The 12,846-nt window shown below is 53.2% G+C and carries 12 protein-coding genes and 1 riboswitch; of the genes, 8 read left to right on the top strand and 4 right to left on the bottom strand.

The genetic code is table 11. From position 1 onward, the window contains the following. Position 1: 1 nt before the first annotated feature. From LDB27_RS09515 to LDB27_RS09505, 3 genes are all read left to right on the top strand, one after another. Complete coding sequence (locus LDB27_RS09515; RefSeq protein WP_000381544.1) at positions 2-580, top strand: CoA pyrophosphatase; 579 nt, start codon at positions 2-4, stop codon at positions 578-580. A gap of 263 nt (positions 581-843) precedes the next feature. Beyond that, the gene (sdaA, locus tag LDB27_RS09510) at positions 844-2,208 is read left to right on the top strand and encodes an L-serine ammonia-lyase (RefSeq protein ID WP_001530748.1); all 1,365 of its coding nucleotides are present in this window, start codon (positions 844-846) and stop codon (positions 2,206-2,208) included. Between the two features lie 137 nt (positions 2,209-2,345). Continuing rightward, positions 2,346-3,947 carry an EAL domain-containing protein gene (locus LDB27_RS09505; protein ID WP_225519942.1) on the top strand — a complete coding sequence of 534 codons (1,602 nt, stop codon included), beginning with the start codon at positions 2,346-2,348 and terminating at the stop codon, positions 3,945-3,947. A 21-nt stretch (positions 3,948-3,968) separates the two neighbouring features. Here LDB27_RS09505 and yoaE read toward each other — a convergent pair whose 3' ends face one another. Then, on the bottom strand, positions 3,969-5,528 hold the full coding sequence (yoaE, locus tag LDB27_RS09500; RefSeq protein WP_000421815.1) for a CNNM family cation transport protein YoaE: 1,560 nt from the start codon (positions 5,526-5,528) through the stop codon (positions 3,969-3,971). Further along, entirely contained in the window at positions 5,516-5,683 is a 168-nt protein-coding gene (locus LDB27_RS23940) for a protein YoaL (protein WP_370739650.1), read from the bottom strand. Before LDB27_RS23940 ends, yoaE begins: the two co-directional genes overlap by 13 nt. Before the next feature lie 317 nt (positions 5,684-6,000). Here LDB27_RS23940 and manX point away from each other — a divergent pair, with 317 nt between their 5' ends. From manX to mntP, 5 genes are all read left to right on the top strand, one after another. After that, positions 6,001-6,969 (top strand): PTS mannose transporter subunit IIAB, encoded by a 969-nt coding sequence (gene manX / locus LDB27_RS09495; protein WP_000150523.1) that lies wholly within the window; start codon positions 6,001-6,003, stop codon positions 6,967-6,969. A gap of 52 nt (positions 6,970-7,021) precedes the next feature. Beyond that, positions 7,022-7,822, top strand: coding sequence for a PTS mannose transporter subunit IIC (gene manY / locus LDB27_RS09490; RefSeq protein WP_000406918.1), 801 nt, complete (start codon positions 7,022-7,024; stop codon positions 7,820-7,822). 12 nt (positions 7,823-7,834) lie between these two features. After that, the gene (locus tag LDB27_RS09485) at positions 7,835-8,686 is read left to right on the top strand and encodes a PTS mannose transporter subunit IID (protein WP_001518647.1); all 852 of its coding nucleotides are present in this window, start codon (positions 7,835-7,837) and stop codon (positions 8,684-8,686) included. A 58-nt stretch (positions 8,687-8,744) separates the two neighbouring features. Then, positions 8,745-9,203 (top strand): DUF986 family protein, encoded by a 459-nt coding sequence (locus tag LDB27_RS09480; RefSeq protein ID WP_000156280.1) that lies wholly within the window; start codon positions 8,745-8,747, stop codon positions 9,201-9,203. Between the two features lie 196 nt (positions 9,204-9,399). Then, positions 9,400-9,501: riboswitch (yybP-ykoY riboswitch) on the top strand. A 111-nt stretch (positions 9,502-9,612) separates the two neighbouring features. Further along, positions 9,613-10,179, top strand: coding sequence for a manganese efflux pump MntP (gene mntP / locus LDB27_RS09475; RefSeq protein WP_001518359.1), 567 nt, complete (start codon positions 9,613-9,615; stop codon positions 10,177-10,179). Here the strand turns inward: mntP and rlmA are convergent. Continuing rightward, the gene (rlmA, locus tag LDB27_RS09470; protein ID WP_000010916.1) at positions 10,176-10,985 is read right to left on the bottom strand and encodes a 23S rRNA (guanine(745)-N(1))-methyltransferase; all 810 of its coding nucleotides are present in this window, start codon (positions 10,983-10,985) and stop codon (positions 10,176-10,178) included. The two genes, mntP and rlmA, sit on opposite strands and share 4 nt — an antisense overlap. A gap of 65 nt (positions 10,986-11,050) precedes the next feature. Continuing rightward, positions 11,051-12,796: a peptidoglycan glycosyltransferase FtsI gene (ftsI, locus tag LDB27_RS09465; protein WP_000730322.1), complete on the bottom strand. Its 1,746-nt coding sequence runs from the start codon at positions 12,794-12,796 to the stop codon at positions 11,051-11,053. Positions 12,797-12,846 lie beyond the last annotated feature (50 nt).

Raw genomic sequence — 12,846 nt, 5'->3', positions numbered from 1 at the left:
CGTGGATACCAGCCGTCTGACGCTCGATCATTTCTTATCGCGCTTTCAGCTTTTGCGCCCGCAGATGACTCATGAAACGTTGAATCAACGTCAGGCCGCCGTACTGATCCCTGTGGTTCGCCGCCCCCAGCCGGGGCTGCTGTTGACCCAGCGGGCTATTCATTTGCGCAAACACGCCGGACAGGTCGCCTTTCCCGGCGGGGCCGTGGACAGTACCGATGCTTCGCTTATCGCCGCAGCGCTTCGCGAAGCGCAGGAGGAAGTCGCCATCCCGCCGCAAGCCGTGGAAGTGATTGGCGTTTTACCGCCGGTAGACAGCGTGACCGGTTTTCAGGTCACCCCGGTGGTCGGCATTATTCCGCCAAATCTCCCCTGGCGCGCCAGTGAAGACGAAGTGTCTGCGGTGTTTGAAATGCCGCTGGCGCAAGCGTTGCAACTGGGTCGATATCATCCGCTTGATGTTTACCGTCGCGGCAATTCGCACCGCGTATGGCTCTCCTGGTATGAGCATTATTTCGTCTGGGGCATGACCGCAAACATTCTTCGTGAGCTGGCGCTGCAAATCGGAGTGAAGCCCTGACTGTACACAACGCCATTCACGTTGCCTCAAGGCGGTAACAATCGCCTCCCCCAAAGAGGCAGCCTGAAGGGCAACGTGTATATACTTAACTTTACGTGCGCAAGACACGACTTGAGATTACTGTCGCAATATTAGTAAAAACGCGGTTATTCATTAGTTTAATTCATGTGAATAGTTAAGCTGATGCCAGCGTTCCCTCTTACACTATGCGCAGTTATAACATCGTAACCGGAAGCCCCGGTTGCCCTGTCAGGAGTATTATCGTGATTAGCCTATTCGACATGTTTAAGGTAGGGATTGGCCCCTCCTCTTCCCACACTGTTGGCCCGATGAAGGCCGGTAAACAGTTCGTCGATGACCTGGTCGAAAAAGGATTACTGGATAACGTTACCCGCGTCGCTGTCGATGTCTACGGCTCGCTGTCGCTGACGGGGAAAGGTCACCATACCGATATCGCCATTATTATGGGTCTGGCGGGTAATGAACCCGCTACCGTGGATATTGATAGTATCCCCGGTTTTATTCGCGACGTCGAAACGCGCGGGCGTCTGTTACTGGCCCAGGGACGTCACGAAGTCGACTTCCCGAAAGATGACGGAATGCGTTTTCACAACGGCAATTTGCCGCTGCATGAAAACGGGATGCAGATCCACGCCTGGCATAACGACACGGTCATTTATAGCAAGACGTACTATTCCATCGGCGGCGGCTTTATCGTTGATGAAGCGCATTTCGGCCAGGAAGCGACGAATGAGGTTACTGTACCTTATCCGTTTAAATCGGCGAAAGAAATGCTGGAGTATTGCAACAGCACCGGCCTTTCACTCTCCGGCATGGTGATGCAAAACGAACTGGCGCTACATAGCAAGAAAGAGATTGAAGAGTATTTCGGTCACGTCTGGCAGACCATGCAGGCCTGTATTGATCGCGGTATGAATACCGAAGGCGTTCTGCCGGGGCCGCTGCGCGTACCGCGTCGCGCCTCTGCGCTGCGTCGTATGCTGGTTTCCAGCGATAAGCTTTCCAACGATCCGATGAACGTCATTGACTGGGTGAACATGTTTGCTCTGGCGGTGAACGAAGAGAACGCCGCAGGCGGTCGCGTCGTGACGGCGCCAACCAACGGCGCATGCGGCATCGTTCCTGCGGTACTGGCTTACTACGACCATTTTATTGAGTCTGTCAGCCCGGATATTTACACCCGCTACTTCCTGGCGGCAGGCGCTATTGGCGCGCTGTATAAGATGAACGCGTCTATTTCCGGCGCGGAAGTCGGCTGTCAGGGTGAAGTCGGGGTCGCCTGTTCGATGGCGGCGGCAGGCCTTGCTGAACTGTTGGGCGCCAGCCCGGAACAGGTTTGCGTTGCCGCTGAAATCGGCATGGAGCATAACCTGGGGCTGACCTGCGACCCGGTTGCCGGTCAGGTGCAGGTACCGTGTATCGAGCGTAACGCCATTGCTTCAGTTAAAGCGATCAATGCTGCGCGTATGGCTATGCGTCGAACCAGCGCGCCGCGCGTCTCGCTGGATAAAGTCATCGAAACGATGTACGAGACCGGAAAAGACATGAACGCAAAATACCGCGAAACATCGCGCGGCGGGTTGGCCATTAAAGTCCAGTGTGATTAAACGCCGTTTCCCCTCCCTTCGCCCATCTGCTACGGATGGGCGAAATTTTTATCTCTTCCTCGTCGACTCCACGTTTCCCCACTACACTTGCTGTGTCGCGGTTGGCTTTTGTCGCCAACGCTTATTGGGCGGCCCGCATGCAAACAGCACAACGGATCATCAATCATTATCGCCGTAATCGTTTCATTGTTTGCACGATTTGTGCACTGGTCACGCTCATTCTTACGCTGAGCATCCGATTTATTTCGGAGCGGAACTTAAATCACCATCGCACGGTTGCATTCGCGAATCATGCCGTTGATGCGCTGGATAATGTGCTGCATCCTCTCCTGGTCGGACGAAACATACTGCTACCCTTACTTGAGCTTCCGTGCGCGACCGCGCATTTGCCGTTGCGTAAGCAAGCCGCCCGCCTGCAAACCATTCGTTCTATCGGGCTGGTAAAAGAGGGAATTCTCTACTGCTCAAGCATTTTTGGCGCCCGTAACACTCCCATACGCCAGCTTCAGCCCGATCTTCCCGCAGCTGGCGATCTGCTGCTACTTTCCACGGACCAATCGTTACTCAAGAGAAGCCCGATCCTCATTCAGTGGTATCCCGCCTCTGCCGATGGCCAGGATGGCGTGATGGAAATTGTGAATATTGACTTGCTGGCGACTATGCTACTTGAGCCGCAGCAGCCGCAAATTACCAGCGCCAGCCTGACGGTCGGCAAACGGCACCTGTTATATGGTCGGGGCGTGGTCGATACTCTTCCGGAATTAAAAAAAGATGAAGAGCGTTACCAGCTTTCATCGCGGCATTTCCCTTTTACTATCAGCGTCAGCGGGCCGTCGGCAGGCGTACTGGCGTTCAAACATCTCCCGACGCAGTTACCGCTGGCCGTATTGCTTAGCCTGTTGATCGGTTATATCGCCTGGCTGGCAACGGCCAGCAGAATGAGCTTTTCCTGGGAGATTAATCTGGCCCTTGCCGAACGGGAGTTTGAGCTATTTTGTCAGCCGTTGCTTAATGCCCGCACGCAGCAGTGTACCGGCGTTGAGATCCTGTTACGCTGGAATAACCCGCGCCAGGGCTGGATCTCACCGGATGTTTTTATTCCTATCGCCGAGGAGCATAACCTGATAGCGCCGCTGACCCGCTATGTGATTGCGGAAACCATTCGGCAGCGGCACTACTTCCCCATCAACCATCAGTTTCATATCGGCATCAATGTGGCGGCAAGCCATTTCCGACACGGCGTGCTTCTCAAGGATCTTAATCAGTACTGGTTTAGTGCGGAACCTGTTCAGCAACTGGTGCTGGAGCTCACGGAACGCGACGCGTTGCTTGACGTTGATTACCGCCTGATGCGCGAACTGCATCGTAAAGGCGTGAAGTTAGCCATCGATGATTTTGGCACAGGAAACAGCTCGCTCTCCTGGCTGGAAAAACTGCGGCCGGATATTTTGAAAATCGATAAATCCTTCACCGCGGCCATCGGTACCGATGCGGTCAATTCAACGGTGACCGATATTATTATCGCGCTAGGGCAGAGACTGAATATTGAACTGGTGGCGGAAGGGGTCGAAAACCAGACGCAGGCACAGCATTTGCGCCAGCATGGCGTGCAAATGTTACAGGGCTATCTCTATGCGAAGCCGATGCCCATTAGCGAATTTCCACAGTGGCTGGCGGGCAGCGCGCCGCCGCCCGCCCGGCATAACGGACAGATTATGTCCGCGATGCCGCATCTATAGACTTGGTTCCTGCGTGTGACGTTATTCCTCTTCGTCGTGGGCAGGCTGTTCTTTAACAATCCGAACCAGATCGACACGATAGTCGTTGGCCTCGACAATGGTGATCCGCAGGGGCGGAACATCAATGACATCGCCAACACGAGGAATATGGCCATTAGCGGCGATCACTAACCCCGCGACCGTCGCAATATCGCCCTCTTCGTTCACCAGATGGTCAACTTCCAGCGCCTGCTGTAGCGCATGGAGATCGGTGCCGCCCTTCACTATCCAGCCCTCGGCATCGGCAACGATTTCCGGCGTTTCATCGGCATCCGGGAACTCACCGGCAATCGCTTCCAGCACATCCAGCGGCGTAACCAGCCCCTGCACCACGCCGAACTCGTTAGTGACGATAACGAAACTGCCGCGCGCACGACGCAAAACGCCTAACAGATTGATAGGATCAAGCGTTTCCGGCACCACTATCGCCGGGGAAGACGCGGCGATAGCCGCAACGTCCGCGCCCTCTTCCAGCGCCACCAGCAACTCTTTCGCGCGAACGATACCGATAATTTCATCCAGCTCGCCCCGACATACCGGGAACAGGCTATGCGGAGAAGAGAGTAACTGCTGACGGATTTCAGCTACGCTGAGATTCGCATCCACCCAACTAATTTCGCCTCGCGGCGTCATAATGCCGCGCAGGGAGCGCGACGCCAGAGTCAGTACGCCGTTAATCATGTAGCGTTCTTCTTCGGCGAAGGCGCCTTCCGACACCGATATCGCGGCCGGGCTATCCGTCTCATGTTGTGTACTCGCCTGACGTTTACCGCCCATCAGACGCAGGATAGCGTCCGCAGTACGCGCGCGCAGCGGCAACGTGGACTGATGACGAATAAAGTTGCGGCGCGCAATCTGGTTAAACACCTCGATAACGATCGAGAAACCAATTGCCGCGTACAGGTAGCCTTTCGGAATATGGAAACCAAACCCTTCCGCCACCAGGCTCAGGCCGATCATCAGCAGGAAGCTCAGACAGAGCACCACCACCGTCGGATGCTGGTTGACAAAACGGGTCAGCGGTTTTGACGCCAGTAGCATCACCGCCATCGCAATCACCACCGCCGCCATCATAACCGGCAGATGGTTTACCATACCTACCGCCGTAATCACGGCGTCCAGCGAGAAGACCGCATCCAGGATGACAATCTGCGTGACTACCACCCAGAAGCTCGCATAGCCTTTACCGTGTCCGGTGTCATGCTCGCGGTTTTCCAGACGTTCATGCAGCTCGGTGGTCGCTTTAAACAGCAGGAATATACCGCCCAGCAGCATAATTAAATCGCGGCCGGAGAAGGTAAAATCCCAGACGGTAAAGAGTGGCTTTGTTAAGGTCACCAGCCACGAAATAATGGACAGCAGCGCCAGACGCATAATCAGCGCCAGCGAGAGCCCGATAAGACGCGCTTTGTCACGCTGCTTTGGCGGCAATTTATCGGCGAGGATCGCGATAAAGACCAGGTTATCGATACCCAGGACAATTTCCAGGACGACGAGCGTGAGTAAACCCACCCAAATTGAGGGATCCATTAATAATTCCATGACAAGCTCCTGCTTAAGGAATGACTAAACGGCGCCCACAACATCTCAAAGGATGCAGGCGGTAACGCAATAAACAAAGTAAGGCTATGGCAAGATATGCCAGATTGACAGGCGCAAAACGGCCAAAGAGTGAAATGACGTCGGTGACGATCCATACAACGGGCTGCTGCCCTATACCCCATTCTAATTAAACGGAAGCTAAACATAACAGAGACAACTGGTTTTTGGCAAAGATTTACCTTCCTTTGCAAAGAGATGTAACCAGGATATTTTACACTTCGAAATTTCTCATTATCGAAAACAAAATTACGGATCTCCATCACACAAAATATTTTTTTCGATATCTAAAATAATTCACGAAAATCATGCGTTTTTCGTTGTAACCCTCATCTGAATCGATTCGCTTGCGGACGGCGATTCAAAAAATACATCTGTCAAGTTGATGTGTTGACAATAATAAAGGAGGTAGCAAGTGACCATTGCTATTGTTATAGGCACACATGGTTGGGCTGCAGAGCAGTTACTTAAAACAGCCGAAATGCTGTTAGGCGAGCAGGAAAACGTCGGCTGGATCGATTTCGTTCCAGGCGAAAATGCCGAAACGCTGATCGAAAAGTACAACGCTCAGTTGGCTAAACTCGATACCAGTAAAGGCGTGCTATTTCTCGTTGATACATGGGGAGGCAGTCCGTTTAATGCTGCCAGCCGCATTGTCGTCGATAAAGAGCGCTATGAAGTTATTGCCGGCGTCAACATCCCGATGCTGGTCGAAACGTTTATGGCTCGTGACGACGATCCGAGCTTTGACGAGCTGGTCGCACTGGCGGTAGAAACCGGTCGTGAAGGCGTAAAAGCGCTGAAAGCGAAACCGGTAGAAAAAGCCGCGCCAGCGCCAGTCGCCGCCGCGCCAAAAGCGGCCACGCCGGCAAAACCGATGGGCCCGAATGATTATATGGTTATCGGGCTTGCCCGTATTGATGACCGCCTCATTCACGGTCAGGTCGCTACCCGCTGGACCAAAGAGACCAATGTCAGCCGTATTATTGTTGTGAGCGATGAAGTCGCGGCGGATACCGTACGTAAAACGCTGCTGACGCAAGTTGCGCCGCCGGGCGTTACGGCGCATGTGGTTGACGTCGCGAAGATGATTCGCGTCTACAATAACCCGAAATACGCCGGTGAACGCGTGATGCTTCTGTTTACCAATCCTACCGACGTCGAGCGCATCGTTGAGGGCGGCGTGAAAGTCACTTCCGTGAACATTGGCGGTATGGCCTATCGTCAAGGTAAAACGCAGGTGAACAACGCCGTTTCCGTCGATGAAAAGGATATCGAAGCCTTTAAAAAGCTCAACGAGCGCGGCATCGAGCTTGAGGTGCGTAAAGTTTCCACCGATCCGAAACTGAAAATGATGGATTTAATTGCCAAAGTGGCGAAATAACCGCCGGCATTTAATTAGCTTTCACACTTAAGATAGCAATAGGAGAAGTACAATGGAGATTACCACTCTTCAGATTGTGCTGGTGTTCATCGTCGCATGTATCGCAGGTATGGAGTCGGTACTTGATGAATTTCAGTTCCACCGTCCGCTGATCGCCTGTACCTTAATCGGCGCCGTTCTGGGGGACATGAAAACCGGTATTATCATCGGCGGTACTCTGGAAATGATCGCTCTGGGCTGGATGAACATCGGTGCTGCCGTTGCGCCTGATGCCGCACTGGCGTCCATCATCTCTACCGTTCTGGTCATCGCCGGGCATCAAAGCATTGGCGCCGGTATCGCGCTGGCGATTCCGCTGGCGGCGGCAGGCCAGGTACTGACCATTATCGTTCGTACCATCACCGTGGCATTCCAGCACGCGGCGGACAAGGCGGCTGAAAACGGCAACCTGACGGCGCTCTCCTGGCTGCACGTTTCTTCTCTGTTCCTGCAGGCAATGCGTATCGCTATCCCGGCGGTTATCGTTGCCATCTCCGTAGGCACCAGCGAAGTACAGGGAATGCTGAATGCGATTCCTGAAGTCGTCACAGGCGGTCTGAACATCGCTGGCGGCATGATCGTCGTGGTTGGTTATGCGATGGTTATCAACATGATGCGCGCAGGCTACCTGATGCCGTTCTTCTACCTCGGTTTCGTCACCGCGGCTTTCACAAACTTCAACCTGGTCGCACTGGGTGTCATCGGCGCAGTGATGGCTATTCTTTACATCCAGCTGAGCCCGAAATACAACCGTGTAGCAGGCGCGCCTGCAGCGGCTGCTGGCAATAACGATCTCGACAACGAACTGGACTAACAGGTGAGCGAAATGGTTGATATGACTAAAACTACCACCGAGAAAAAACTCACTCCGAGCGATATTCGCGGCGTATTTCTTCGTTCTAACCTGTTCCAGGGGTCATGGAACTTCGAACGTATGCAAGCGCTGGGCTTCTGCTTCTCTATGGTGCCGGCGATTCGTCGCCTGTATCCGGAGAATAATGACGCGCGTAAACAGGCGATTAAACGTCACCTGGAGTTCTTTAACACTCATCCTTACGTTGCGGCGCCGGTACTGGGCGTGACCCTGGCAATGGAAGAAAAGCGTGCGAACGGCGCAGAGATTGACGATGGCGCTATCAACGGTATCAAAGTCGGTCTGATGGGACCGCTGGCAGGCGTCGGCGACCCTATCTTCTGGGGTACCGTCCGTCCGGTATTCGCGGCGCTGGGCGCAGGTATTGCGATGAGCGGCAGCCTGCTTGGTCCGCTGCTGTTTTTCATCCTGTTTAACCTGGTGCGTCTGGCGACCCGTTATTATGGCGTGGCTTATGGCTACCGCAAAGGCGTCGATATCGTTAAAGACATGGGCGGCGGCTTCCTGCAAAAACTGACTGAGGGGGCGTCAATCCTCGGCCTGTTTGTCATGGGGGCATTGGTTAACAAGTGGACGCATGTGAATATCCCGCTGGTGGTCTCCACCATCACCGGTCAGGATGGTCAGACACGCGTTACCACCGTGCAAACCATTCTCGACCAGCTGATGCCGGGGCTGGTTCCGCTACTGTTGACCTTTGCCTGTATGTGGCTGCTGCGTAAGAAAGTTAACCCGCTGTGGATTATCGTGGGCTTCTTCGTCATCGGTATCGCCGGCTACTCCGTAGGACTGCTGGGCCAATAAGGCTGTTGTACACTACCGGGGCCAAACGGCCCCGTTTTTTTATTTCTCTGGAGGATAAATGACTATCACGGACCTGGTGCTGATTCTCTTTATTGCCGCATTATTGGCTTACGCTCTCTACGATCAGTTCATCATGCCCCGTCGCAATGGCCCCACTCTGCTTTCTATAGCCCTGCTTCGCCGTGGTCGCGTAGACAGCGTTATCTTCGTTGGGCTGGTCGCCATCCTTATTTATAACAACGTAACCAGCCACGGAGCGCAGATGACCACATGGTTATTAAGTGCGCTGGCGTTAATGGGGTTTTATATATTCTGGATCCGCACGCCACGGATCATCTTTAAACAACGTGGCTTTTTCTTCGCCAATGTCTGGATAGAATATAACCGTATTAAAGAGATGAATTTATCGGAGGACGGCGTACTGGTGATGCAATTAGAACAACGACGCTTGCTTATCCGTGTACGCAATATCGACGATCTGGAAAAAATATATAAGCTTCTTATTGAAAATCAATAACCTAAGATATAGCCTCAACTATGTTTTTCGAATTTTATTTCGAATCATAATATAGCTAAGGCTATATTTTCTATTGACCAATTGTTATTTAATTTAACGTTTTATTGATGAATAAATCTAAATGAAAATCGTTTTCAATTAGAAGACAAATAATATTTTATCGCTGTTGTTTTATATTCTAAAAATATGTTAATGTTGCGCCGTCAATTGGGGAGTAGCCGATTTCCAGACTCCGGAAATGTACGCGTCAACATACTCGTTGCAAAACGTGGCGCGTACGGACCAGCCGCCGCTGGTCAGGCGAGACCATAGGCGCATCAACTGCTGTGTATTTCGTCACAGAATGGCGACATGCATGTTTGCTGGGGGCAGTGATGTGTTTAATGGATACCCCGGTCAGGACGTTGTCATGCACTTTACTGCTACTGTTCTTCTCGCTTTCGGCATGTCGATGGATGCTTTCGCGGCATCAATTGGCAAAGGCGCCACCCTACATAAACCCAAATTCTCAGAAGCGTTGCGTACCGGCCTTATCTTTGGCGCGGTTGAAACGCTGACCCCGTTAATCGGCTGGGGGCTGGGGATATTGGCGAGTAAATTCGTTCTGGAGTGGAACCACTGGATAGCCTTTGTTCTGCTGATCTTTCTGGGCGGACGCATGATCATCGAAGGTATCCGCGGCGGTAGTGATGAAGACGAAACACCGTTACGCCGCCACAGCTTTTGGCTATTAGTCACGACGGCTATCGCGACCAGCCTCGATGCGATGGCGGTTGGCGTCGGTCTGGCGTTTTTGCAGGTAAACATCATCGCTACCGCATTAGCTATCGGTTGCGCCACGCTTATCATGTCCACCCTCGGAATGATGATCGGTCGCTTTATCGGCCCAATGCTGGGTAAGCGTGCTGAAATTCTCGGCGGGGTCGTACTGATAGGAATTGGCGTCCAGATCCTCTGGACGCATTTTCACGGTTAACGGTTACGCTGCCAGAGATGAAGGTTGAAATCCGTCTGGCAGCTAAGTCCGGTGCTGGCGGCCAGTTGTTCCCACACTTCTGGCCTGGCGCGCCAGGCAAATGGCGTCATTTGCAACAGTGCTACAGCCGCTTCGGCGGTGAGCTGCATGTGATAAGCAAGGCGGGTACTCTGCTGCAATGTGAATCCGTCGAGCTGCTCGGTATACGGCGCATGTAAACGCACCTCATCATAAATGAGCCCTTTTAGTTCCATCAGATGATGCGGCCCCGGCGTGGCGGTAACGACCCAACCACCAGGTTTCACCACACGCGCCAATTCCTGCGCCTTACACGGGGCATAGATTCTGATCACCGCATCCATTGACGCATCGGCAAAGGGCAGTCGATGGCTTGACGCCACACAAAACTTCACCTGCGAATAGCGTTTCGCCGCCGCTTTGATCGCCGTTTTAGCAACGTCCAGTCCAAACGTGGTGACTTCCGGCAACGCCTCGGCAAAAGCGTGAGTGTAATACCCCTCGCCGCAGCCAATATCCAGAATCGCCGTGGCCGACTGATCCAGCCGCTCGCGCAACAGGTTAATCACGGCATCGCGCAGCGGCTGATAATGGCCCGCATCAAGAAACGCTCTCCGCGCCTGCATCATTTCGGCACTGTCGCCCGGATCGCGCGAACGTTTATGCTGTACCGGCAGCAGATTGATGTAGCCCTCTTTCGCCACATCAAACTGATGGCGCTGTGGACATATAACGCTGTTATTAATCTGCGTAAGCGGCTGATGGCAAAGCGGACAGGTAAACGACATGACAACTCCGGACTGGGGCGCTAAAGGGCGCAAGTGTAACGCGAATTGCGCCCCGGGAAAATCCTTTACGAGCCCGGAACCGCAACGTGGCTGCCATGCATCACCAGAAGGTGATCTGAATCGGCTGGCATACCGTCTGGCTCAACATTTTCCAGCCGCAGCACATCGCCCATGATCTGGCTGAATACGGGCGCAGATACCGCGCCGCCATAATAAGCCCCGTTTTGCGGATTATTAATCACCACCACCAGCGCAAATCTGGGGTTACTTGCCGGCGCGACGCCTGCGGTATATGCCACATACTTATCGACGTATTTACCATCATCGCCAATTTTTTTCGCCGTCCCGGTTTTGACCGCAATACGGTAGTCTCTTACTGCGGCTTTTGTTCCGCCGCCGCCAGGCAACGCGACGCTCTCCATCATATGTTCCACCTCGTGCACCAGTTCTTCCGGCATTACCCGCGTGCCGATCACGGGCGGATCAACTTTGGTGATCGATAACGGACGGTAGATACCAAAGCTGCCAATCGTGGCATAAACATGCGCCAGTTGCAGCGGCGTCACCATTAATCCATAGCCAAAAGCGAAGGTAGCGCGATCTAAATCACTCCAGTAACGGCGTTTCGGTAATAACCCGCTGCTCTCTCCGGTGAGACCCAGTCCGGTAGGCACGCCGAAACCAAAGCTTTTATAAGTATCCATTAATTTCTGCACCGGCATCGCCAGAGAAAGGTGAGAAACGCCGGTATCGCTGGATTTTTGCAAAATGCCGGTTAATGTCAGTTCCGGATAGTAACCGACGTCGCGGATACGGTGTCCATCGAGAGTAAAAGGATGGGTATCGATAACGCTGTCCGGCTGCACGATGCCCTGCTGTAACGCAGTCATAATGACCAATGGCTTCACAGTAGAACCGGGTTCGAAAGTGTCGCTAATCGCGCGGTTACGAAAATCGTCCAACTGCGCGCCTTCACGATTGTTCGGGTTGAAATCCGGGTAGCTCGCCATCGAGAGAATTTCACCCGTTGGGATGTTAATCAATACGGCAGCGCCGGATTCCGCTTTGTTCCAGATGACGGCGTTATCCAGCGCATCTTCGGTAACCGTTTGCAGACGTTCATCAATGCTAAGCTGAAGTTCATGAGCAGGAACCGGATTCACTTCCGTAATGTTCTCAATAACGTGACCAAATTTATCTTTACGCACCAGCCGGGAGCCCGGTTTTCCCGTCAGTTGCGCATTAAAGCTCTTTTCAATACCTTCTATTCCCTGCCCGTCGATATTGGTAAAGCCGATCAAATTGGCCGCTACGTGTCCGGCAGGGTAAAAACGGCGCGACTCTTCCCGCAGGTTAATACCCGGTAGATTCAGTTTATCTATCCATTCGGCTTGCTGGGGTGAAACCTGGCGCGCGAGGTAGATAAAACGGCCTGCCGGGTTACTGTTTACCCGTTCCGCAAGCGTACTGAGCGACAGATGCAGGGCGCTGGCCAGCGCCTGCCAGCGCTCATTGTAGCCAACGCCGCCTTTGCTTATGATAGTCTTCGGATCGGCCCAGACAGCATTAACCGGAACGCTCACCGCTAAGGGCCGCCCTTCTCTGTCGGTGATCATGCCGCGTGGAGAGGCCGTGGTCACTTCACGAAGCGAGCGCATATCTTCTTGTTTCACCAGTTTCGACGGCGTAACAATTTGCAGCCATGCCACCCGCCCTAACAACAATGCCATACTGAGCAGAATGGCAGTGCAAAGTAGTGCAAAACGTATGGGCGTAAAATTACGGGTATCGCCGTCGCTTTTCTTTTTCACCTGATCTCCAGCCGAATCATTTTTCAGGTGATTGATTTAACGGGAAACGG

This window comes from Salmonella sp. JXY0409-18 (genome assembly GCF_020268625.1).
GTDB lineage: Bacteria > Pseudomonadota > Gammaproteobacteria > Enterobacterales > Enterobacteriaceae > Salmonella > Salmonella enterica.
The sequence above is the reverse complement of the archived record's forward strand: the minus strand, read 5'-3'. Positions and strand labels throughout refer to the sequence as shown.